This window comes from Streptosporangium sp. OZ121, from assembly GCF_051918885.1.
Classification (GTDB): Bacteria; Actinomycetota; Actinomycetes; order Streptosporangiales; family Streptosporangiaceae; genus Streptosporangium.
In genome coordinates this window covers 706,956-728,817 of the sequence record NZ_JBPXMC010000001.1, presented here as the reverse complement: position 1 = coordinate 728,817, position 21,862 = coordinate 706,956, and the positions used below count along the sequence as shown (strand labels likewise).

The 21,862-nt window shown below is 71.1% G+C and carries 20 protein-coding genes; 14 read left to right on the top strand and 6 right to left on the bottom strand.

The window, feature by feature from the left end; translation table 11 throughout:
• Positions 1 to 32 precede the first annotated feature (32 nt).
• From ACTOQ1_RS03460 to ACTOQ1_RS03445, 4 genes are all read left to right on the top strand, one after another.
• A complete protein-coding gene (locus ACTOQ1_RS03460; protein ID WP_440064769.1) occupies positions 33 to 1,358 on the top strand; it encodes a sensor histidine kinase in 1,326 nt (441 codons plus the stop codon).
• A gap of 272 nt (positions 1,359 to 1,630) precedes the next feature.
• Positions 1,631 to 1,930, top strand: a complete 300-nt coding sequence (locus tag ACTOQ1_RS03455; RefSeq protein WP_030914836.1) for a DUF4193 domain-containing protein — start codon at positions 1,631 to 1,633, stop codon at positions 1,928 to 1,930.
• Positions 1,931 to 2,011: 81 nt separating this feature from the next.
• Positions 2,012 to 2,968, top strand: coding sequence for a hypothetical protein (locus ACTOQ1_RS03450; RefSeq protein WP_440064341.1), 957 nt, complete (start codon positions 2,012 to 2,014; stop codon positions 2,966 to 2,968).
• Positions 2,969 to 3,023: 55 nt separating this feature from the next.
• Positions 3,024 to 4,481, top strand: a complete 1,458-nt coding sequence (locus ACTOQ1_RS03445) for an alpha,alpha-trehalose-phosphate synthase (UDP-forming) (protein WP_440064339.1) — start codon at positions 3,024 to 3,026, stop codon at positions 4,479 to 4,481.
• 99 nt (positions 4,482 to 4,580) lie between these two features.
• Here the strand turns inward: ACTOQ1_RS03445 and ACTOQ1_RS03440 are convergent, their stop codons facing one another.
• On the bottom strand, positions 4,581 to 4,877 hold the full coding sequence (locus ACTOQ1_RS03440; RefSeq protein ID WP_440064337.1) for a DUF4235 domain-containing protein: 297 nt from the start codon (positions 4,875 to 4,877) through the stop codon (positions 4,581 to 4,583).
• A 112-nt stretch (positions 4,878 to 4,989) separates the two neighbouring features.
• Between ACTOQ1_RS03440 and valS the strand changes: the two genes are divergently transcribed.
• The 7 genes from valS to ACTOQ1_RS03405 all read left to right on the top strand — a co-directional run bounded on the left by valS (position 4,990) and on the right by ACTOQ1_RS03405 (position 12,137).
• Positions 4,990 to 7,527 carry a valine--tRNA ligase gene (gene valS, locus ACTOQ1_RS03435; protein WP_440064335.1) on the top strand — a complete coding sequence of 846 codons (2,538 nt, stop codon included), beginning with the start codon at positions 4,990 to 4,992 and terminating at the stop codon, positions 7,525 to 7,527.
• Between the two features lie 386 nt (positions 7,528 to 7,913).
• Positions 7,914 to 9,170 (top strand): AI-2E family transporter, encoded by a 1,257-nt coding sequence (locus ACTOQ1_RS03430; protein WP_440064333.1) that lies wholly within the window; start codon positions 7,914 to 7,916, stop codon positions 9,168 to 9,170.
• 11 nt (positions 9,171 to 9,181) lie between these two features.
• Positions 9,182 to 9,736, top strand: coding sequence for a PaaI family thioesterase (locus ACTOQ1_RS03425; protein WP_440064331.1), 555 nt, complete (start codon positions 9,182 to 9,184; stop codon positions 9,734 to 9,736).
• Positions 9,733 to 10,176 (top strand): dUTP diphosphatase, encoded by a 444-nt coding sequence (gene dut / locus ACTOQ1_RS03420; protein ID WP_440064329.1) that lies wholly within the window; start codon positions 9,733 to 9,735, stop codon positions 10,174 to 10,176. The genes ACTOQ1_RS03425 and dut overlap by 4 nt, the downstream gene beginning before the upstream one ends.
• A 139-nt stretch (positions 10,177 to 10,315) precedes the next feature.
• Positions 10,316 to 10,999, top strand: a complete 684-nt coding sequence (locus tag ACTOQ1_RS03415) for a DUF3710 domain-containing protein (RefSeq protein WP_440064327.1) — start codon at positions 10,316 to 10,318, stop codon at positions 10,997 to 10,999.
• Between the two features lie 49 nt (positions 11,000 to 11,048).
• On the top strand, positions 11,049 to 11,441 hold the full coding sequence (locus ACTOQ1_RS03410; RefSeq protein WP_344744598.1) for an OB-fold nucleic acid binding domain-containing protein: 393 nt from the start codon (positions 11,049 to 11,051) through the stop codon (positions 11,439 to 11,441).
• Between the two features lie 33 nt (positions 11,442 to 11,474).
• A complete protein-coding gene (locus ACTOQ1_RS03405) occupies positions 11,475 to 12,137 on the top strand; it encodes a DUF3159 domain-containing protein (RefSeq protein WP_440064767.1) in 663 nt (220 codons plus the stop codon).
• A gap of 188 nt (positions 12,138 to 12,325) precedes the next feature.
• On the opposite strand, the gene ACTOQ1_RS03400 is transcribed toward ACTOQ1_RS03405, so the two are convergent.
• Both ACTOQ1_RS03400 and ACTOQ1_RS03395 read right to left on the bottom strand, forming a co-directional pair.
• On the bottom strand, positions 12,326 to 12,997 hold the full coding sequence (locus ACTOQ1_RS03400; RefSeq protein ID WP_329084000.1) for a potassium channel family protein: 672 nt from the start codon (positions 12,995 to 12,997) through the stop codon (positions 12,326 to 12,328).
• On the bottom strand, positions 12,997 to 13,662 hold the full coding sequence (locus tag ACTOQ1_RS03395) for a potassium channel family protein (protein ID WP_362681267.1): 666 nt from the start codon (positions 13,660 to 13,662) through the stop codon (positions 12,997 to 12,999). Before ACTOQ1_RS03395 ends, ACTOQ1_RS03400 begins: the two co-directional genes overlap by 1 nt.
• Before the next feature lie 116 nt (positions 13,663 to 13,778).
• On the opposite strand from ACTOQ1_RS03395, the gene ACTOQ1_RS03390 reads away from it, so the two are divergent.
• Entirely contained in the window at positions 13,779 to 15,821 is a 2,043-nt protein-coding gene (locus ACTOQ1_RS03390) for an APC family permease (protein WP_440064324.1), read from the top strand.
• A 68-nt stretch (positions 15,822 to 15,889) separates the two neighbouring features.
• Positions 15,890 to 17,137 carry a class I SAM-dependent RNA methyltransferase gene (locus ACTOQ1_RS03385; protein ID WP_440064322.1) on the top strand — a complete coding sequence of 416 codons (1,248 nt, stop codon included), beginning with the start codon at positions 15,890 to 15,892 and terminating at the stop codon, positions 17,135 to 17,137.
• A gap of 363 nt (positions 17,138 to 17,500) precedes the next feature.
• Here the strand turns inward: ACTOQ1_RS03385 and ACTOQ1_RS03380 are convergent, their stop codons facing one another.
• Positions 17,501 to 17,794: a hypothetical protein gene (locus tag ACTOQ1_RS03380; protein WP_440064320.1), complete on the bottom strand. Its 294-nt coding sequence runs from the start codon at positions 17,792 to 17,794 to the stop codon at positions 17,501 to 17,503.
• Positions 17,795 to 18,168: 374 nt separating this feature from the next.
• Between ACTOQ1_RS03380 and ACTOQ1_RS03375 the strand changes: the two genes are divergently transcribed.
• Positions 18,169 to 19,944, top strand: coding sequence for an MOSC domain-containing protein (locus ACTOQ1_RS03375; RefSeq protein WP_440064319.1), 1,776 nt, complete (start codon positions 18,169 to 18,171; stop codon positions 19,942 to 19,944).
• Here the strand turns inward: ACTOQ1_RS03375 and ACTOQ1_RS03370 are convergent.
• Both ACTOQ1_RS03370 and ACTOQ1_RS03365 read right to left on the bottom strand, forming a co-directional pair.
• On the bottom strand, positions 19,928 to 20,614 hold the full coding sequence (locus ACTOQ1_RS03370; protein ID WP_440064317.1) for a response regulator transcription factor: 687 nt from the start codon (positions 20,612 to 20,614) through the stop codon (positions 19,928 to 19,930). The genes ACTOQ1_RS03375 and ACTOQ1_RS03370 overlap by 17 nt on opposite strands.
• Before the next feature lie 56 nt (positions 20,615 to 20,670).
• Positions 20,671 to 21,855 (bottom strand): sensor histidine kinase, encoded by a 1,185-nt coding sequence (locus tag ACTOQ1_RS03365; protein WP_440064315.1) that lies wholly within the window; start codon positions 21,853 to 21,855, stop codon positions 20,671 to 20,673.
• Positions 21,856 to 21,862: the final 7 nt, after the last annotated feature.

Genomic DNA, 21,862 nt, shown 5'->3' with positions numbered 1-21,862 from the left:
GCGAGAACCGCGAGTCGGTGCCGACCCACCCGATGATCAGCCCCCATTCCGAGCGGGGCGCCTGGAAGAGCGAGCGGCTGGAGTCCGGGCCCCCCGCGAGGGAGGGGAGGTCGGCCGAGCGGCCCCCGCCGCCGGCCGGCCCGCCCGCGTGGGACGGGCCGCCCCCGGTGGGTGCCGCCCCGGCGCCGCGGACCCCGCTGGCCCGGCTACGGGCGATCATGGACCGGCTCAGCATCCGGTGGCGGCTGACCATCACCTACGCCGTGCTGTTCTTCACGGCCGGCGCCCTGCTGATGGCCGTGATCTACCTGATGGTGGGCTGGGCGCTCTACGGGGCGTGGCCGCCCTTCCCGTACGACGAGCTGAGGCAGCTCGTGGGGCCGGACATAGCGACCAACTTCAAGCAGGAGTGGTACTGGCAGCAGCACGTCGCGATCACCGGGGCGCAGCGGGAGATGCTGGCCCGCTCGCTGCTCGCCCTGCTGGGAGTCGGCATCCTGGCCGTCATCATCGGCTACATCGTCGCCGACCGGGCGCTCAAGCCCATCCAGCAGATGACCGCCACGGCCCGCAAGCTGTCGGGCTCCACGCTCGCCCACGAGCGGATCGACCTCAAGGGGCCCGACGACGAGCTGAAGGAGCTGGCAGACACCTTCGACGCGATGCTGACCAGGCTCAATGTGGCCTTCGACACACAAAGAAGATTCGTGGCCAACGCCTCGCACGAGCTCCGCACCCCCCTGACGATCAACCGGACGGTCCTGGAGATCGCCCTGGGCGATCCGGAGGCGTCGGGTGACCTGAAGGCGCTGGGCCGCACGCTCCTGGAGGTCAACGCCCGCAACGAGCGCCTGATCGAGGGCCTGTTGCTGCTGGCCCGCAGTGAGCGCGAGCTGAGCGTGCGCAAGCCGGTGGACATGAAGGACGTGGCCGAGACCGTCGTCGACCAGCTCGCCGCGCGGGCCGAGGAGGCCGGGGTCACCGTGATCCCCGAGCTCCGCAGTGCCGAGACCGTCGGCGATCCGGTGCTGCTCGAACGGTGCGTGGCCAACCTGGTGGAGAACGCGATAAAGCACAACCTCTCCGATTCCGGACGTCTGTGGGTCAGGACGGGAATGGTGGAGGGTGCCTTGGTTGTTCAGGTGGCCAACACGGGGCCGCATGTGCCCGCGTACGAGGTGAACAGCCTTTTCGAGCCGTTCCGGCGGCTCAACGCCGACCGGGTCGACTCGGACAAGGGGGCGGGGCTCGGGCTGTCCATCGTCCGCGCGGTCGTGCGCGCCCACGGGGGCAACGTGACCGCCGTACCCAGGGACGGAGGAGGTCTGGTGGTCACCGTGCGACTTCAGTCACGTTGATCCGGCGGGGGGCGTCTCGTTCACGCCGTACATGTGGTTGGATGTGCCGTCGAACACGGTGGTGCATGCCGCCGATGCTGTGGTTTACGCCATATTTGGCTAACCGTGGCCATTGGCAGTACGTCCCTCACGTGTAGGGAGGTTCAGTGACCATTCCGGCGGGGTACCGAAGCAGGAATCTCTCTGGCGGATCGGGCACAAGTCGTGCCTCTCGAACGTTACACACGCGCGAGTGAGCGCAGACAGATAGATGAGGGGGATGGAGCAGACCGATGGCTACCGATTACGACAGCCCACGCAAGACCGACGACGACCTCAGCGAGGACAGTCTTCAGGAACTGCAGGCCCGCCGTACCGACAAGTCCTCGGGCAGCATCGACATCGACGAGACGGATCTCGCCGAGTCGCTCGAACTGCCGGGCGCGGACCTGTCAAATGAGGAGCTCTCGCTCCGGGTGATTCCTCGTCAGGCCGACGAGTTCACCTGCGCGCGCTGCTTCCTGGTGCACCACCGCAGTCAACTCGCCGTTGAGAAGAACGGCCAGCAGATCTGCCGGGAATGCGCGGCTTGAGATGATTCCGATGGCCTGTCCGAGGTGTGCTCTTCCAGGTATGGGTAGGGCCTCAGGACAGCCTTGAGGAGGTTCCGAGACATGACGTCAGAGAACAGGCGGACCGGTGCCGCGCCGGACGACTCCACGGCCGAGGAGTCGGACGGCGCGCCTGATCACAAAGGGGCCGCGGACGCCGGTCCCGATCACGAGGGGGCCGCGGACGGCGGGTCCGGCCGGAAAGTGCCCGTGGACGCCGGTCCCGATCACGGGGTGGCCGCGGACGACGAATCCGAGCGGGGGGCGGCCGCGGGCGGCCGGTCCGACCAGGAGGTGGCCGAGCTCGTCGGCAGGCTCGCCGATCCGGGCGACATGGACGGGGCCGAGCGGCGGCGGCTGCTCGGCCGTCTCACGAAATCACTGGCACGAGGGGCGAAGAGGGCCAAGGAGTCGGGAGAGGGCCGGGGCCGCTGGCTGACCGACGTGTTCATGGCCGTGGCGCCCCGCATCCCCATCCGCGACCTGCACACCCTTTCCGAGCATCATCACGGTCTCACCTCCGAGGCGCTCGCCGACGATCTGGTACGCACCGCGACCAAGGCGACCATGGCGGTCGGGGCCATCGGCGGGGCCGTCGCCGCCGCCGAGTTCGCCGCTCCTCCCCTCCTGCTCTCCGCCCCCGCCCAGCTCGTGGCCGAGACCCTCGTCGTGGCCGCGATCGAGGTCAAGCTCATCGCCGAACTCCACGAGGTGTACGGGATCCAGGTGCCGGGCACCGGCTCCCAGCGGGCCATGGCCTTCGCGATGGCCTGGTCCAAGCAGCGCGGTGTCGACCCCATGGCACCCGGGACGATGACCGTCGCCCTGGGCACCGCGGCCAAGACCGCCCTGCGCAACAGGCTGATGCGCACCCTCGGGCGCCATCTCACCACCTTCGGCCCGTTCCTCACGGGCGCCGTGGCCGGGGGGTTCCTCAACCGCGCCGCCACGAAGAAGCTCGGCGAGGTCGTACGGGCCGATCTGAGGGTCCACCGTGCCCTCCCGCCTGGGAAGTCATAGAAACCTCTCAAACGGGTAGTTAATTCAGTAAGCCCCCGACTACCTGGAGGAATCTGTGCTGGGCCGCAGCGCATTTGTGATCGTCGCCAACCGTCTCCCCGTCGACCGAGTCGGTGAGGACATGTGGCGGCGCAGTCCCGGCGGCCTCGTCACCGCGATCGCCCCCGTCCTGCAGCGCAGGGAGGGGGCCTGGGTCGGCTGGCACGGCGCCCCCGACGAGAACCTCGAACCCTTCGAACACGACGGCATGCAGCTCGTCCCCGTCCCGCTGTCCGAATCCGAGGTCGAGCTCTACTACGAGGGCTTCTCCAACGCCACCCTCTGGCCGCTTTACCACGACGTGGTCGCCGCACCCGTCTACTCCCGGGTCACCTGGGAGGCCTACCGCACCGTCAACGAGCGCTTCGCCGAGGCCGCGGCAGAGGAGGCCGCGGAGAACGCCGTCGTGTGGATCCAGGACTACCAGCTCCAGCTGGTCCCGGCCATGCTGCGCAAGCTCCGCCCCGACCTGCGCATCGGCTTCTTCCTGCACATCCCCTTCCCGCCGGTCGAGCTGTTCTCCCAGCTGCCGTGGCGGCGCGAGATCGTCGAGGGCCTGCTCGGCGCGGACATGGTGGGGTTCCAGCGCCCCGGTGGCGCGTCCAACTTCATCCGGCTCTGCCGCCGCCTGCTCGGTCTCCAGCACCACAAGCACGAGATCTACGTGGAGGACCGGGTGGTGCGCGCCGGGGCGTTCCCCATCTCCGTCGACTTCGGCGAGCTCGACTCCCTGGTCAGGGAGCCGCACATCATCGCCAGGGCCAGGGAGATCCGCGCGGAGCTGGGCGACCCCGAGTGCCTGCTGCTCGGCGTCGACAGGCTCGACTACACCAAGGGCATCGGCCAGCGCCTGAAGGCGTTCGGCGAGCTGCTCTCCGAGGGGGCGATCAAGCCGGGTGAGGCGGCGTTCGTGCAGATCGCCACCCCGAGCAGGGAACGCGTCGAGGAGTACATGCGGCTGCGCGACTCGATCGAGCTCCAGGTCGGCCGGATCAACGGCGAGCAGGGGGAGCTCGGGCAGCAGCCCGTGCAGTACATGCACCAGTCGTACGGCCGGGACGAGCTCGCCGCGCTCTACCTCGCGGCGGACGTGATGGTGGTGACGCCGCTGCGCGACGGGATGAACCTGGTCGCCAAGGAGTACATCGCCTGCCGCAACGACCTGCGCGGCGCCCTGGTGCTCAGCGAGTTCGCCGGGGCGGCCGACGAGCTGCGCCAGGCGTTCATGGTCAACCCCTACGACGTCGACGGCCTCAAGCGGGCGATGCTGACCGCGATGCGGGCCACCCCGCACGACCTGTCACGCCGGATGCGGTCGCTGCGCCGGAGGGTGTCCACCTACGACGTGGACCGCTGGGCGCAGGAGTTCCTCACCTCGCTGGAGTCCTCGGGGTCCACGGGTTCCCAGCTGTCCCCGGAGGCCCTGGGGCCATCGGAGCCCCCGGAGCCGTCGGAAACCACGGAACACCCCTGACCTCTCGCCGGGTGACACCGGGTGACACCGGGTGACACCGGGAGACACCGGGAGACACGGCGTCGCCGCGGGGGCACGGCCCCCGCGGTACGGTCGCCGTCAGGTGGTGACCTCCCTGGCCGCGTCCTTCACGGCCTTCCACGCGTCGTAGCGCTTCCTGGCGGTGCGGGCGACCACGATCTGCGTCACCTGCATGCCGACCCCCATCACCACGGCGTAGCCGATCGCCTCGCCGAGGCTGATCTCCAGGGACTCGTTGTCGACGGGCGGCTTCCTGCCGGTGGCCTTCTCCCAGGCGAACCCGATGGCCTTCTTCGCCCCCCACGCGGTGGCGAGGCCCAGGAGGCCGCCGATGGCCCTCCACGCCATGTCCTGCTTCTCGGTCTTGTCGGCCATGTGGTCCTCCCGTTCGCGGTTCGCCCCAAGAACACTAGTCTCCCCGAGCGCCGCATCGCGTGAAGCCATACCATAGGGAGGCATGACACAACAGCGACCGCGCTCTGCGCCCATGCCCGAGAAACCGACTCTCGACGGCCTGGAAGCCGTATGGGCGGGCCGCTGGGAGACCGAGGGAACCTACCGTTTCGACAGGTCGCGCACGCGCGGGGAGATCTACTCGATCGACACCCCGCCGCCGACCGTCTCCGGCTCCCTCCACGTCGGCCACGTCTTCTCCTACACCCACACCGACACCATCGCCCGCTTCCAGCGCATGCGCGGGCGTGAGGTCTTCTACCCCATGGGCTGGGACGACAACGGCCTGCCCACCGAGCGCCGGGTGCAGAACCACTTCGGCGTGCGCTGCGACCCCTCCGTCGCCTACGACCCCTCGTTCGAGCCCCCGGCCAGACCCGACCCCAAGCGGCAGATCCCGATCTCGCGCGGAAACTTCATCGAGCTGTGCGAGCGGCTCACCGTCGAGGACGAGAAGGTGTTCGAGGAACTCTGGCGCCGCCTGGGCCTGTCGGTCGACTGGTCGCTGACGTACGCCACCATCGGCGACGCCGCCCGCACCGCCTCCCAGCGCGCCTTCCTGCGCAACCTGGCCAGGGGGGAGGCGTACGTGGCCCAGGCGCCCACGCTGTGGGACGTCACCTTCCGCACCGCCGTCGCCCAGGCCGAGCTGGAGGACCGCGAGTGGCCCGGAGCCTTCCACCGGCTGGGCTTCGGCCTGTCGCAGGAGCAGCGGGCCAGGGGGTTCGGCGACCGGGTCTGGATCGAGACGACCCGCCCCGAGCTGCTGCCCGCCTGCGTCGCGCTCGTCGCCCACCCGGACGACGAACGCTACCGGCCCCTGTTCGGCACCACGGTCAGGACGCCGCTGTTCGGCGTCGAGGTGCCGGTGCTCGCCCACCACCTGGCCGAGCCGGACAAGGGCACGGGCATCGCGATGATCTGCACCTTCGGCGACGTCACCGACGTCGTCTGGTGGCGCGAGCTCGACCTGCCCACCCGCGCCGTCATCGGCTGGGACGGCAGGCTGCTGCCGGACGCGCCCGAGGGCGTGCCGCGGGAGCCGTACGCGGAGCTGGCGGGGCGGACCGTGCACGGCGCCCGCGAGCGGATCGTGGAGCTGCTGCGCGCGTCGGGCGACATGGAGGGCGAGCCGCGCGCCGTGAAGCGCGCGGTGAAGTTCTACGAGAAGGGCGACCGGCCCCTGGAGATCGTCACCACCCGCCAGTGGTACATCCGCAACGGCGGGCGCGACCTCGCCCTGCGCGACGCGCTCCTGGCGCGCGGCGCGGAGCTGTCCTGGCACCCGCCGCACATGCGGGTCCGCTACGACAGCTGGGTGCAGGGGCTGGCGGGCGACTGGCTGATCTCCCGGCAGCGGTTCTTCGGGGTGCCCATCCCGGTGTGGTACCCCCTGGACGACGAGGGCGAGCCCGACCGTTCCGCGCCGATCGCGCCGCCCGAGTCCGCGCTGCCGATCGACCCGTCCACCGACGTCCCGCCCGGCTACACCGAGGACCAGCGCGGCAAGGCGGGCGGCTTCATCGGGGACCCGGACGTCATGGACACCTGGGCCACCTCCTCGCTGACGCCGCAGATCGCCGGGGGCTGGGAGCGCGACCGGGACCTGTTCGAGCGGGTCTTCCCGATGGACCTGCGCCCGCAGGCCCACGAGATCATCCGGACCTGGCTGTTCTCCACCGTGGTCCGCGCCCACCTGGAGCAGGGCACCCTGCCCTGGAGCGACGTCGCGATCTCCGGATGGATCCTCGACCCCGACCGCAAGAAGATGTCCAAGTCCCGGGGCAACGTGGTCACCCCGCTCGGCCTGCTGGAGCAGTACGGCTCCGACGCGGTCCGCTACTGGGCGGCCGGCGGCCGTCCGGGCACCGACACCGCGTTCGACACCGGTCAGATCAAGGTCGGCCGCCGGCTGGCCATCAAGATCCTGAACGCCTCCAGGTTCGTCCTGGGCCTGGGAGAGGGAGGCGGGGAGGTCACCGAGCCGATCGACCTGTCGATGCTGGCCCGGCTGTCGGAGGTGGTCCACGAGGCCACCGAGGCCTTCGAGGGCTACGACTACACCCGCGCGCTGGAGCGCACCGAGCGGTTCTTCTGGGAGTTCTGCGACGACTACCTGGAGCTGGTCAAGGCCAGGGCCTACGACGACGCCCCCGGCGGGAGCGGCGCGAGCGACGCGAGCGCGGCGGCGCGTTCGGCGCACGCGGCGTTGCGCGAGGCGCTCGACGTCATGCTCCGGCTGTTCGCCCCCTTCCTGCCCTTCGTCACCGAGGAGGTGTGGTCCTGGTGGCGTGAGGGCTCGGTGCACCGGGCCGCCTGGCCCCAGGCGCGCGAGCGGGAAGGCGATCCCGAGCTGCTGCCCGCGGTGGCCGCCGTCCTCGGCCGGGTCCGCAAGGCCAAGTCCGACGCCCGCCTCTCCATGCGCGCGGAGGTCGCCCGGCTGACCGTCACCGGCGCGCGGGTCGACCTCGTGCGCCGGGCACAGGACGACCTGTGCGGCGCGGGCGTCATCGACGAGTTCGTGCTCCAGGAGGGCGAGGGGGACCTGCTGGTGGAGGTCACCCTCACCTGACCGGCGGGCGCGCACGCGAATCTGTCCTCGCCGTCGGGGAATCCTGCCTTACGGTCGAGGCAGGACAGGTGAGAGGAGGACAGGCATGCCGCCAGGATGTGGCAACTGCAGCTGCTACCTCGAAGACAGGGTGATCTCCCGCCCGCCGGACGAGCGCTGACCTCAGCCGGGTGAGCGCCCGCCCCTGACCGGGCGGGCGCTCAACCCGGCCGCCTCCGCCGGTGGGCGCGTTCCCGACGGGCGTCGCGCGGCCGGCCGCCGGGCAACAGCGGCGCAGGCCCGCGCATAGCCGCAGGTCCGGGTCGGCTGGAATCCCCCGGACCCGTCCGTGGGAGCGCTTCGAAACCCTCGCGCATTTCCCTTCCGGGCGTGACAGTCTGGATTACGTGATCTCCGATCGGGAACGCCTGACCAGCCTGGTGCCTCGCACGTTGCTGCGCATCGCGATGTGGAGCCTCTGCCTGATCATCATCGGCTGGGCCGTCTTCTACTTCGCGCAGTTCATCGCGACGTTGCGCATCGTGGTGCTGCCGGTGGCCATCGCGCTCCTGCTGACCGCGCTGCTGTTCCCGCTCACCAGGCGGTTCGGCGCGATGGGCATGCGGCCCATCTACGCGACCTGGCTCACGATGATCATCGCGCTCACCGTGCTCGGCGGCACCGGCTGGATCATCGGGGTGCGCGCCAACGACGAGTTCCCCGGCCTCGTCGACCAGGTGCGCCAGACGGCCAAGACCGTGGAGAACTGGCTCTACACCGGGCCACTGCACCTGCAGCCGACCCAGATCACCAGCTGGGTCGACGAGATCGGCAAGCAGATCACCACCCAGCGCAACCAGATCACCCAGACGGTCCTCACCGGCGCCACGGTGGCGCTGGAGGTGCTGGCCTCCATCGTGCTGCTGCTGTTCGTGACGTTCTTCCTGCTCAAGGACGGCGACCGGATCTGGTCGTGGTTCCTGAAGGGCTTCGGCGACGTCGCGCCCCGCGTCGACATGGCCGGGCGGGCCGCCTGGGTGACGCTCTCGCACTACGTGCAGGGCACGGTCGCGGTGGCCGCCGTACACGGCGTGATCATGGGTATCGTGCTCGCGGGGATGGGCGTGCCGCTCTGGGCGCCTCTCGCGGTGATGATCTTCCTGGCCAGCTTCATCCCCATCGTCGGCATCTTCTTCGCCGGCGCCGTGGCCACCCTGGTCACCCTCGGCGCCAAGGGCCCGATCTACGCCCTGATCTTCCTCGGCATCCTGCTCGTGGAGCAGCAGCTGGAGAACCACGTGCTCCAGCCGCTGATCGTCGGCAGGGTGCTCCACTTCCACCCGTTGGCGATCATCCTGGTGCTGGCGGTGGGCGGCATCCTGGCGGGCATCGCCGGGGCCGCCGTGGCGGTGCCGGTGGCCGCCGTGATCTACCGGGCACTGCCCGAACTCATGGGCGGTTCCCATCTGGCGCTGCCACCGGCCCCGCCACATCCCGATCCCGGCGGGCCCGTTCCCGGTGGCCCCGATTCCGGTGGCCCTGATCCAGGCGGCTCTGATTCCGGCGGCCCCGAGCCCGGTGATCCGGGTGATCCCGGCGGCCCGGCGCCGTCGGGTGCGGCGGGAAAACCGGTGAATGAGGAATCACCGCAGCCCAGGGGGTAACGTTCTGCCCCGTGACCCGTTCCGCCCTGACCACCCCCCCACCGGATGCGACCCGCCCGAGGCCGCTTCCCGGCGCGCCCGCTCCCGGCACCCCGCTCGGCCCCCACTACAGCCGCTGCTTCGGCTGCGGCGCCGGACACCCGAACGGCCTGCACCTGACCGCCCTCACCCCTGACGGGGTCACGGTGGTCGCCGAGTTCACCGTGGAGGAGACCCACCAGGGCGCGCCCGGCCTGGCGCACGGCGGCGTGCTCGCCGCGGCGATGGACGAGGTCATCGGTATGTCCGTGTGGCTCTTCCAGCGCCCCTACGTCACCGGGCGGCTGGAGACCGACTATCTCGCGCCGGTTCCGGTCGGCACCGTCCTGCATCTTCGCGCCTGGTGCAACGGCATGTCGGGCAGGAAGGCGTACCTTGAGGCTGAGGGCCGGATCGGTTCCCCGGACGGCCCGGTCGCCGTGCGGGCCGCGGCGCTCTTCATCGAGGTGGCCATGGAACATTTCGCCAAGCACGGCGACATCCAGACGATCGCCGACGAGCACCACGAGTACGAGGTGAACCCGTGACCCACACCGTCGAGGTGTTGATCCACCGGCTCGACGCCGACCTGCCGCCGCCCTCGTACGCCCACCCGGGCGACGCGGGCGCCGATCTCCACGCAGCCGAGGACGTCGAGCTCCTCCCCGGAGAGCGGGCCGTGGTCGGCACCGGGCTGGCGATCGCCCTGCCCGACGGGTACGCCGCGTTCGTCCACCCGCGCTCGGGCCTGGCCTCCAGGCACGGCGTGACGCTCGTCAACGCGCCCGGCACCGTCGACGCGGGATACCGGGGCGAGATCAGGGTGACGCTGATCAACACCGACACCAAGAACGCCGTACGGCTGCGCAGGGGAGACCGCGTCGCGCAACTGGTGATCCAGAAGGTGGAGAAGGCGGTGTTCCACGAGGTGGACCGGTTGCCGGGATCGGCGCGAGGCGCCGGCGGGTTCGGGTCCACCGGCCGCTGACAGGGAGCGAACCCGGCGAGATGGGCGAGGTGGCCGGTGGTGATCGGGGACCGGAGCGCGCCTCCGGCCCGCGGGGCCGCCCGCCGCCGTGCCCGGCGGGGGACGAGTGACCAGTGAATCTTCAAGGAGCGTGAGGAAAGTGTTCGGACGTAACCGCCGTGAGAAGTCCCCGGCCGCCAAGGCCGCCAAGGCCGTGGTGGAGGAGGTCGAGCAGGTCCCTTCGCGGGAGTCGGGGCCGTGGGACGCCGACGAGCCCCATCCCGAGCGGGAGCGGGTCGACCTCGGAGGCATGCGCCTGCCGGTCGACGCCGGTTTCGAGGTGCAGCTCAACCTGGCCGGTGACCAGATCGTCGGCGCGGTGGTCCTGTTCGAGGGGAGCGCCCTGCAGGTGCACGCCTTCGCGGCGCCCAAGCGGAGCGGGATCTGGGAGGAGGTCAGGGCCGAGCTGGCCGAGGGGGTCAAGAGCGCCGGGGGCACCGCCGAGGAGCGGGAGGGGGCGTTCGGCGTCGAGCTGGCCGCCAGGATCCCGGCGGAGGGCGGCGAGCAGCCGGTCCGCTACATCGGGGTGGACGGGCCACGCTGGTTCCTGCGCGCGGTGATCAGCGGGAAGGCCGCGGAGGACGCCGGGGTCGCCGCGACGCTGGAGGGTGTCGTCCGGGACATAGTCGTGGTACGCGGCGACGAGCCGATGGCGCCCAAGGAGGCGATCGAGCTCCGGCTGCCGCCCGAGGCCAGGCAGGCCGCGGAGCAGCAGGCCGCCGGGGGCGACGTGCCCGACCTCAACCCGTTCGACCGCGGGCCGGAGATCGCCGAGATCCGCTGACGGGCCCGATCGCGTACGCTGGTTCGACTCGTGTGTGAAGGAGAGGTCCGTGGGTTCTCAGGAGCCGCATAAACAGAGCGGTCTGCGGGGGTTCTTTCGCCGGTTGACCGCCGGTCAGGCCGAATTGGAGGCCGACGAGCTCCAGCAGGACCTCGACCGCCACGGCGCCACGCCCATCGTCTCGTGCGGCATGCGCCGCCGCTTCTGCGTGACCGGTACGCTGCGGACGGTGACACTGCGCCCCCGCGGAGGCGCTCCGGCGCTGGAGGCCGAGCTTTACGATGGTTCCGATGTGATCGACCTGATATGGCTGGGCCGAAGGAAGATCGCGGGCATCGAGCCGGGGCGCCTGGTGCTGGCGGAAGGACTCGTCAGCGTGCAGGATGGCCGCAAAGTCATGTTCAATCCGAGATACGAGCTGCGCCCCGCGGGCGGTGCGTGAGTGATTGACGATCACGAGACGGTGAGCGAGAAGATGACCACCACCGGCGAGACCACCGCGCACGACACGGTCGAGGCCGCGATCCGCAGCCAGCTTGCCAAGGCCTTCGGCGGAGTGCGGGGCGTCATCGAGGCCGCCGTGCCCACCATCGCCTTCACCGGCATGTGGGTCGCCACCTCCAACCTGAAGCAGTCCCTGATCGTCAGCATCTCGGCCGCGGTGCTGCTGCTCGTCGTGCGGCTGCTGCAACGCTCGACGCCGCAGTTCGTGGTCAACAGCCTGATCGGCATCGGCATCGGCGCGTTCTTCGCCTCCCGCACCGGCCAGGCGGAGGACGTCTTCCTGCCGGGCATCCTCTACAACGCCGGCTACTCCGTGGTGATGCTGCTGTCGATCGTCACCCGATGGCCGGTGGTGGGCTTCCTCATCGGATCCGTCACCGGCGACCCGACCGCGTGGCGCGCGGATCCGGCCGTGGTGAAGCTGTGCACCAGGCTCACCTGGCTGCTGATGATCCCGTGCGTGGTCCGGGTGGCGGTGCAGCTCCCCGTCTACCTGATCGGCCGGGACGACGCCGTCGCCGAGCTGGGCATCCTCAAGATCGCGATGGGCTGGCCGCTCCAGGTCGCGGCATTCGCCGCCATGGTGTGGCTCCTGGCTCGGGGCAGGACCCCGGTGCGGCCCGCGGTCTCCTGACCGCGGGGCCCGGTCCCGGGTCCGCCGCCCTCCGCGCCGTCGCGGAGGGCCTCCCTTTCCCCGCCGGCGCGGCCCTTCCCGCCTGCTCCGGGTCCGGGCCGGGAACGGCGTGCGGCGCGGGGGGATCCCGGCTTCGCACCTGCTCCGGGTCCGGGCCGGGAACGGCGTGCGGTGCGGGAGATCCCGGCTCAGCGGGGCGTGCGGTGCGGAGACAGGAGCTCGGCCAGCTCCTCCTCGACCTCCTGGCTGGCCACGAACATCAGCTCGTCACCGGCCTCCAGCGGGTCGTCGGCGGTGGGCACCAGCACCCGGCCCTCGCGCAGGATCGCGACCAGGGCGGTGTCGTTGGGCCACGGCACCGAGCCGGCTCGCTGGCCGACGACCGGCGCGTCCTCGGGCAGGGTGAGCTCGACCAGGTTGGCCTGCCCCTGACGGAAGGTCATCAGCCGCACCAGGTCGCCGACGCTGACCGCCTCCTCGACCAGCGCGCTCAGCAGGCGCGGGGTCGAGACGGCCACGTCGACGCCCCACGACTCGTTGAACAGCCACTCGTTCTTGGGGTGGTTGATCCTGGCGACCACGCGCGGCACGCCGTACTCCGTCTTGGCGAGCAGCGACACCACGAGGTTGACCTTGTCGTCGCCGCTGGCGGCGACGACCACGTGGCACTCGGCCAGGCCCGCCTCGTCCAGCGAGGAGATCTCGCAGGCGTCGGCGAGCAGCCACTCCGCCCGCGGCACGGTATCGATCTTGATGGCCTTGGGGTCGATGTCGACGAGCAGGACCTCGTGGCCGTTCTCCAGGAGTTCGGCGGCGATCGACCGGCCGACCGCTCCCGCGCCGGCGATGGTGACGCGCATCAGTGCTCCTCCTCCGGCGCCCCGGACAGCACCTTGTTGATGCGGTCCATATCGGTCTCGACCGCCATGACGTGCAGCACGTCGCCCTCCTGCACCACCGAGTCGTTCTTGGGCAGCAGGGTGTCGCCGATCCGGTTGATGAACGCCAGTCGGGTGCCCGCCGCCGCCTCCAGATCCCTCGTCGGGGTGCCGATCCAGCCGGGGTGGTAGGCCACCTCCGCCAGCACCACGCACCCGCTGGGGTCGCGCCAGAGCGGCTCGGCGCCCTCGGGCAGGACGCGGCGCAGGATCTGGTCGGCGGTCCAGCGGACCGTGGCCACGGTGGGGATGCCCAGCCGCTGGTAGACCTCGGCGCGCCGGGAGTCGTAGATCCTCGCCACGACGTTGTCCACGCCGAACGTCTCGCGGGCGACCCTGGCGGAGATGATGTTCGAGTTGTCGCCGCTGCTCACCGCCACGTAGGCGCCCGCGGCCTCGATGCCGGCCTCCTCCAGGACGTCCCGGTCGAACCCGATCCCGGTCACCCTGCGACCCCGAAACCCCGCCCGCAGGCGGCGGAACGCCTGCGGGTCACGGTCGATGATCGCGACCGAGTGGCCGCTGTCCTCGAGGATGTGCGCCAGGGTCGAACCGACCCGGCCACACCCCATGATCACGATATGCATGCTCCCCCGCCGGTCGCTGTGAGGCGGATCTTGATCCCGATGTATTCAGCCAGTATGGACCGCCCCAGGAGTGCCGCGTGAGTGGGGCCGAGTAATAACGGCTAGCATCTGCAGACGTGTCGAAGGTGACGGACCTTGTCAAACGCCTTTTCATCGGGCGGGCGCTGCGCAGCACGCAGCTGCACGAGCAGCTGCTTCCCAAGCGCATCGCGCTGCCCGTCTTCGCGAGTGACGCCCTCTCCTCCGTGGCCTACGCCCCGCAGGAGATCCTGGTCATCCTCTCTCTCGCCGGAGTCTCCTTCTACCACTTCAGCCCCTGGGTCGCCGTCGCCGTCGTGGTGGTGATGCTCACCGTCGTGGCGTCGTACCGGCAGAACGTGCACGCCTACCCCAGCGGGGGCGGCGACTACGAGGTCGCCACCGTCAACCTCGGCCCGAACGCGGGCCTGACCGTCGCCAGCGCCCTGATGGTCGACTACGTGCTGACCGTCGCGGTCTCGGTCGCCAACGGCGTCGACTACGTGGGCGCCACCATCCCGTACGTCGCCCAGCACAAGCCGCTGGTCGCGATCCTCATCGTCGTGCTGCTGACGATCGTCAACCTGCGCGGCATCCGCGAGTCGGGCGCGGCCTTCGCGATCCCCACCTACGCCTTCATGTTCGCCGTCCTCGGCCTGGTCGCGTGGGGCGGTTTCCGGGTGCTCGTCCTCGGCGACGAGCTGCACGCGCCCACCTCCGGGTACGAGATCATCGCCGAGCAGACGAACCTGACCTCCTTCGCGGCGGCCTTCCTGATCCTGCGCGCGTTCTCCTCCGGCTGTGCCGCCCTCACCGGCGTCGAGGCGATCAGCAACGGCGTGCCCGCCTTCCGAAAGCCCAAGAGCAAGAACGCCGCGAACACCCTGCTGATGATGGGCCTGGTCTCGGTGACCATGTTCGTCGGCATCATCACCCTGGGGCTGGCCTCGGGCGTCAAGGTCGCCGAGCCCTCCGTCGCCTACCGCGACGTCCTCATCGACGGCAAGCCCGCCGGAACCGGCTACTACCAGCAGCCGATCATCGCCCAGGTGGCGGACGCGGTCTTCGGCAACGGCTCGCTGCCCTTCTTCGTCATCGCGGCCGTCACCGCGCTGATCCTGTTCCTGGCCGCCAACACCGCCTTCAACGGCTTCCCGGTGCTCGGCTCGATCCTGGCCCAGGACCGCTACCTGCCCCGCCAGCTGCACACCCGGGGAGACCGGCTCGCCTTCTCCAACGGCATCGTGATCCTCGCCGCCGGGGCCTGCCTGCTGCTGTGGGGCTTCGACGCCGACGTCAGCCGCCTGCTCAACCTCTACATCGTGGGCGTCTTCGTGTCGTTCACGCTGAGCCAGATCGGCATGGTCAGGCACTGGACCCGGCACCTGAGGACCGAGGGCGACCTGAGGGTCCGCCACCAGATGCACCGCTCGCGGACCATCAACTTCTTCGGCGGCGTGATGACCGGCGTGGTGCTGGTGGTGGTGCTGGTCACCAAGTTCACCCACGGTGCGTGGATCGTCTGCGTGGCCATGCCGGTGCTGTTCCTGATGATGAAGGGCATCCACCGCCACTACGAGAACGTGGCCGCCGAGCTCGCCGTCGCCGAGGACCCCCAGGTGGACGAGTCGATGCTGCCCGCGCGCAACCACGCCATCGTCCTGGTCTCCAAGATCCACAAGCCGACCCTGCGCGCCCTCGCCTACGCCCGCGCCACCCGTCCCTCCAAGCTGGAGGCGATCACCGTGGGGGTGGAGGGCCCCGAGGCCAGGGCGCTGCAGGAGGAGTGGGAACGGCGCGGCATCCCGGTGCCGCTGAAGATGCTCGACTCGCCCTACCGCGAGATCACCCGGCCGATCCTGGAGTACGTCAAGTCGCTGCGCCGCCGCTCGCCCCGCGACGTGGTGAGCGTCTACATCCCCGAGTACGTCGTCGGCCACTGGTGGGAGCACCTCCTGCACAACCAGAGCGCGCTGCGGCTGAAGGGCCGCCTGCTGTTCCAGCCGGGTGTGATGGTCATCAGCGTGCCCTGGCAGCTGCACTCCTCCGACCGGCTCAAGGGCCGCCCCGAGCCCTTCGCGCCGGGTGCCGTACGCCGTCCGCGCCAGGAGGCGGCACGGGACGAGGACGTCAAGGCATAACCTTTCGTATGCGCTCCTGACGCGAGGAGGCTCGACCGACGACGGATTTTCCCTTGGGGGCAACGACCATGGCCATCGAACTGACCGTAGGACCGGTTGCGCACGGTGGCTGGTGCGTCGCCCGCCACGACGGCCGGGTCGTCTTCGTACGGCACGCGCTGCCCGGCGAGCGGGTCACCGCCGAGATCACCGAGGAGACCTCCCGGTTCCTGCGGGCCGACGCGATCGAGATCCTGGAGCCCTCCGCCGACCGGGTGACCCCGCCGTGCCCGTTCGCGGGCCCCGGCCGCTGCGGCGGCTGCGACTGGCAGCACGCCTCCCTCGACGCGCAGCGCCGCCTGAAGGCCGACGTGGTGGCCGAGCAGCTCAAGCGCCTGGCCTCGATCGACTGGAAGGGCACCGTCGAGGAGGTCCCCGGAGCCCCGGACGGGCTCGGCTGGCGCACCCGCGTCCAGTTCGCCGTCGACCGCGAGGGCGGCCTGGGCCTGCGCCGCCACCGCTCCCACGACGTCGAGCCGGTGGACGCCTGCCTGATCGCCCACCCCGAGGTGGAGAACGTCGGCGCCGAGGTCATGAACTGGCGCAACGCCTCCTCGGTCGAGGTCATCGCCTCCACCACCGGCGACCAGGCGGTCGTGGTCGCGCCCAAGCCCCGCCGCACGGTGGCCGTGCCCGACCTCGACACGAGCGTGGCCGTCTTCGTCGACGAGGGCAAGGGCCGCAGCCGCGTCGTCCACGGCCGCAACCATCTCGTCGAGCGCGTCGCCGAGCGCGACTTCCAGGTCACCGGCAGCGGCTTCTGGCAGGTGCACCCCGGCGCCGCCGCCACCCTGCTCGACGCCGTCATGGAGTTCGCCGCCCCGCAGCCGGGGGAGTGGGCCCTCGACCTCTACTGCGGCGTCGGCCTGTTCGCCGCCGGGCTGGCCGAGGCGGTCGGTCCCGAGGGGGCCGTGTTCGGCGTCGAGTCCGAGTCCGTGGCGGTCCGCGACGCCGAGCGCAACCTCCGCGACCTGCCCCAGGCCCGCTTCGCCAGGGGACGGGTGGAGAACGCCCTCGACCGCTTCGGCATCGAGCGCGCGGACCTGGTCGTCGTCGACCCGCCCAGGGCCGGGCTGGGCCGCGACGTCGTCGACCGCGTGACCACCCTCCAGGCGACCCGGATCGTGTACGTCTCCTGCGACCCGGCCACCCTCGCCCGTGACCTGGCCTGGTTCGCCGAGCGGGGCTACCGCCTCGCCGATCTGCGGGCTTTCGACGCCTTCCCGATGACCCATCACGTGGAGTGCGTGGCGCACCTGGTCAGCGAGACGGTCTAGCTGTTGACCTGGGAAGACGCAATGAATGGTGTTTCATCAAACCCCAGGGTTCCCCCCGTGGATTGCGCATAAGTGCGCATGAGATGCGCACGATCATGGAAGCGCCCCGCGACCGGTTCGGTCGCGGGGCGTACGAGACAGGCCCGGGGCTCACGGGGTCGGGGCTCTCGCGTCTGACGCCACTGCCGGCCCGCTCGGCGACGAACGTCCCGAGCCCGCGGACGGAGTAGGCGATGTCCCCAGGCTGAGACGCTCGGGGCGAATCACCCTGGAACCTTATAGGTTGCCGAACATCCGGAAAAAGGTGACCTTTATCTAGGTTCCGCACTTCGGGTCACCCGAATGGAAAGAGCGGAATATCGGTCAGCGTATGCGACCGAAGACCAGGATTTCTGTCCTGGCGGTCGCCACGGTCATCACGTTCTCCACACACCTCTGGGTAGGAGCATTCATGACACTGGTGAGGAAAATTCTCGCGGGGACGGCTCTGTGTGCGTCGGCGCTTCTGGTCCCCGCCGCCGTCGCGACGCCGGCATCCGCGTCGACCTCGGCGTCTGCGTCGATGTCGGGTCCCGTCTCCATCGCCGCGAACAGCTGCGGCCTGCCGACGAGCGCCAGGCCGCCGAGCAGGTTCATCAGAAGCTGGAGCGACTGCAACACCTGCATCAGAGAGGCCTACAAAAGGTCGAACCCCACCCTCGGCCTCCGGTACTACTGCACCTACAACCCGAGTAACAACCTGAACGACCTGCACCAGTACCTCGGTTAGCCGCAAGAGCCGGCGGCCCCGCCATCGGCCTGGCCTGAATCCATTTCGTGAAGGAATCCGGGCCGCACGCCATGTGCGGCCCGGATTTCGTCATCTCCTGGCGAATCACGTCAAGGCGCGAAAAGAGGGCTGGAAGGTGAACGCCACAGTCGGGGCCGCGCTGCGCGCAGGTCCGGGGGCCGCGCTGCGAGATCCCAGCTGACCTGCGAGAACGAGGTATCGTGCAAGGGAGCCGGGTGCCTCTTGGTGAGGGGGAAGACACGTGGCGACGCTCCTGTCGATCAACGTCGGCCTGCCCAGGGACGTCCCGTGGCACGGCACGACGGTGCACACCGGGGTGTGGAAGCGGTCCGTGGCCGGGCCGCGCACGGTACGCCGCCTGAACATCGACGGGGACGGCCAGGGAGACCTTCGGGGGCACGGCGGCGAGCACCGCGCGGTGCTGGTCTACCAGATCGACTCCTACCGGCACTGGCAGGAGGAGCTCGGCCGCGACGACTTCGTCTACGGCCAGTTCGGGGAGAACTTCACGGTCGACGGGCTGCCCGACGACGAGGTGTGCGTCGGCGACCGCTACCGCGTCGGGGAGGCGGTGTTCGAGGTCACCCAGCCCCGGGTCACCTGCTACCGGGTGGGCCTGCGGATGAACGAGCCGCGGATGGCGGCCCTGCTGGTGTCCCACCGGCGTCCCGGGTTCTACCTCCGGGTGATCACCGAAGGGCGGGTGGAGGCGGGCGACGAGATCGTCAAGGTCGCCTCCGGCCCGGAGGCGATGTCCGTCGCGGAGATCGACGCCCTGCTCTACCTGCCGGGCCACCCCCGCGACCGGCTGGAGCGGGCGCTGCGCATCCCCGCCCTGAGCGAAGGCTGGCGGGGGTCCCTGCGCGCCCTGCTCGACCGGCCTGATGACAGGGGCACGAAGAAGGGATCGGCGGGGAACCCGGGGCTGACACCCGTCGCGGCCGGGCCGTCGCCCGCCTGGCCGGGGTTCCGGCCGCTGCGGATCACCCGGATCGACGCCGAGAGCCGCAGCGTGTTCTCGCTGACCCTGGAGGCCGTCGACGGGGAGCCGCTGCCCGCCGCCCTGCCGGGCCAGTTCCTCACCGTACGGCTGCGCCCCGAGAGCGGCGGCCCGCCGGTCATCCGCAGTTACTCGCTGTCCGGTCCTCCCGACGCCGGTCGCTACCGGATCAGCGTCAAGCAGGAGCCCAGGGGTGTCGCCAGCACCTATCTCCGCACCCACCTGCGTGTCGGCGACCTTCTCGAAGCGGCGGCGCCGCGCGGCACGTTCACCCTGGAAGAAGGCGACGCTCCGGTCCTGCTGCTCTCGGCGGGCATCGGCGCGACCCCCGTCCTCGCCATGCTGCACGCCCTCGCCGCCGCCCGCTCGACCCGCGAGGTGTGGTGGCTGTACGGCACGCGCGACGGTACGGAACACCCGTTCGCCGCGGAGAGCGGCGGCCTTCGCGCCCTGCTTCCCAACGCGCACGAGCACGTCTGCTACAGCCGGCCCGCGCCCGGCGACCGCCAGGGAGTCGACTACGGCACGGCGGGACGGCTGTCGGTCGAACTGCTCGGCCGCCTCGGCGTCCCGCACGCCGCCGACGCCTACCTGTGCGGTCCTCCCGCCTTCATGCGCGACCTGCCGCCCGCCCTCGTCGCCTCCGAACTCGCCCCCGCGAGCGTCCACACGGAGGTCTTCGGCGCGGAGGCGGCGCTGACGCCGGGAGTGACCCCGGTAGCCGCCCGCCCCCCGCACCCACCCGACGGCGCGCCGGGAGCCGGGCCCGCCGTCACGTTCGCGCGCAGCGGCCTCACCGTCTCCTGGAACCCCGCCTACGAGAGCCTGCTCGACCTCGCGGAGGCGTGCGATGTGCCGACTCGCTGGTCGTGCCGTACCGGGGTCTGCCACACCTGCGAGAGCGGTCTGCTGTCCGGCGCGGTCGGCTACTCGCCGGAGCCGGTGGAGGCCCCCGCCGACGGCAACGCGCTGATCTGCTGCTCGCAACCCCGCGAGGACCTCATCCTCGACCTCTGAATCGCGTCGTGGTCCGGGCCGGCGTGCTCGCGTCGTGGACCAGCAGGGCGATCTGGACCCGGTTGTTGAGATCCAGCCGGGTCAGGATCCGTGACACGTGCGTCTTCACCGTCGGCAGCGCCAGATGCAGCTCCCGCGCGATCTCCGCGTTGGAGCGGCCGCGCCCGACCGCCAGGGCCACCTCCCGCTCCCGCTCGGCCAGCAGCGCCAGCCGGGCCCGGGCGGCGGCGGCCCGGTCCTCCTGCTCGGAGCCGTCCGTCACCTGCTCGATGAGGCGGCGGGTGACGGCGGGGGAGAGCACCGGATCTCCGGCGGCCACCGTCCGCACGGCCGTGACGATGTCCTGCGGCGGGGTGTCCTTGAGAAGGAACCCGGCCGCGCCGGCGCGCAGCGCCCGCAGTACGTGCGCGTCGGTGTGGAAGGTGGTCAGGACCAGCACCTCCGGGGCACCGGGCCGGGCCCGGAGCCTCTCGGTGGCGGCCAGCCCGTCGACGCCCGGCATCCGGATGTCCATCAACACCAGATCGGGTCCGTACGCGGCGACCAGGGCGGGTACCTCCGCCCCGTCGGCGGCCTCCGCGACGATCTCGACGTCCGGGGCCCCGCCCAGCATCAGGCGCAGCCCGGCCCGCACGATCGCGTCGTCGTCGACCAGCAGGACGCGGATCACCTCGTCCCCCTCCTCGGCTCCGGCCCGCGACGGGTGCGGATCACTTCGTCCCCTCCTCAGCCCCGGCCCGTGACGGACGCGATGTCCGTCGCGGGCCAGGGTAGTGAGGCGTGGACCAGGAAACCACCGTCGGCGGGACCGGCCGTCAGCTCACCGCCCGCCAGGCGGGCCCGTTCGGCCAGCCCGATCAGCCCCTGCCCGACGTCCCCGCCCCCGCCCGTGCCGGAGGCCGGAGCCGGTCCGGGCGGCGGCGCGTTACGGACCTTCACCGCCAGCCCGCCCGCCGGGCCCCCGGTCACCTCCACCGCGACCGCCGCGCCGGGCGCGTGCTTGCGTGCGTTGGTCAGCGCCTCCTGGACGATCCGGTACGCCGTACGCCCCACCACGGGCGGCGGCGCCGGTCCTTCCGGCGGCCCGGTCAGCTCGATCCGGCCGCCCGTCGCCCGGGCCTCCGCCACCAGCCGGGCCAGGTCCGCCAGTTCCGGCTGCGGACGCTCACTCTCCTCGGGTCCGGCCCGCAGCACCCCGATCACCTCGCGCAGGTCGCGCAGGGCCAGGTGGGCGCTCTCCCGGATCACCCCGGCGGCCCGCGCGATCTCCTCCCTGGGCGCGCCCGGGTTGAACTCCAGCGCCCCCGCGTGCACGCTCAGCAGCGACAGCCGGTGACCGAGCACGTCGTGCATCTCGCGGGCGATCTCCTCCCGCGTCTCCCGCCGGACCCACTCGGCGCGCGACTCCGCGTCCGCCTCGGCCAGTTCGGCACGCTCTCGCAGCGAGGCGATCAGCTGCTGCCGGGAGCGCCGGAACAGCCCCCACCCGATGGCCCCGGCGATCAGCGCGAAGTACGTCAGCGCCGAGTCCGCGCGGGCCTCGGGCAGCTCCGCCACCTGCCACAGGAAGACGGGCAGCGGCGCGAAGGCCAGCGCCGCCACCCACGCCGTGACCCGCCACGGCCGGGTCGCGGCCACCGTGAACACCGCCACCATCGCCGGGCCGGTCAGGTAGTGCGCCTGGGTGCCCGCGAGCAGCAGCGTCACCGCCAGCGACACCGGCCAGCGCCGCCGCAGGAGCACCGCCGCGCACCCCAGCCCGCCGGCCACCTGGTCGGCGTCCCGCCACACGGGATCGAGGTCCTCGGGGATCGGGACGGACTGCGAGCTGACGGCGGCGAAGCAGGCGGCGAAGAGGAACAGCGCCAGGTCGGCGACCCAGTCGCGGCGGGTGCGGTGGATGCGGCGCATACTTCGA

Bases quoted from the DNA above. Each gene is read 5' to 3' on its own strand.
- ACTOQ1_RS03455 (WP_030914836.1), top strand. From the start codon at position 1,631: ATGGCTACCGATTACGACAGCCCACGCAAGACCGACGACGACCTCAGC.
- ACTOQ1_RS03385 (WP_440064322.1), top strand. From the start codon at position 15,890: ATGGCCATCGAACTGACCGTAGGACCGGTTGCGCACGGTGGCTGGTGC.
- ACTOQ1_RS03460 (WP_440064769.1), top strand. From the start codon at position 33: ATGATCAGCCCCCATTCCGAGCGGGGCGCCTGGAAGAGCGAGCGGCTG.
- ACTOQ1_RS03395 (WP_362681267.1), bottom strand. From the start codon at position 13,662: ATGCATATCGTGATCATGGGGTGTGGCCGGGTCGGTTCGACCCTGGCG.
- ACTOQ1_RS03440 (WP_440064337.1), bottom strand. From the start codon at position 4,877: ATGGCCGACAAGACCGAGAAGCAGGACATGGCGTGGAGGGCCATCGGC.
- ACTOQ1_RS03405 (WP_440064767.1), top strand. From the start codon at position 11,475: ATGACCACCACCGGCGAGACCACCGCGCACGACACGGTCGAGGCCGCG.
- ACTOQ1_RS03365 (WP_440064315.1), bottom strand. From the start codon at position 21,855: ATGCGCCGCATCCACCGCACCCGCCGCGACTGGGTCGCCGACCTGGCG.
- valS (WP_440064335.1), top strand. From the start codon at position 4,990: ATGCCCGAGAAACCGACTCTCGACGGCCTGGAAGCCGTATGGGCGGGC.
- ACTOQ1_RS03450 (WP_440064341.1), top strand. From the start codon at position 2,012: ATGACGTCAGAGAACAGGCGGACCGGTGCCGCGCCGGACGACTCCACG.
- ACTOQ1_RS03400 (WP_329084000.1), bottom strand. From the start codon at position 12,997: ATGCGCGTCACCATCGCCGGCGCGGGAGCGGTCGGCCGGTCGATCGCC.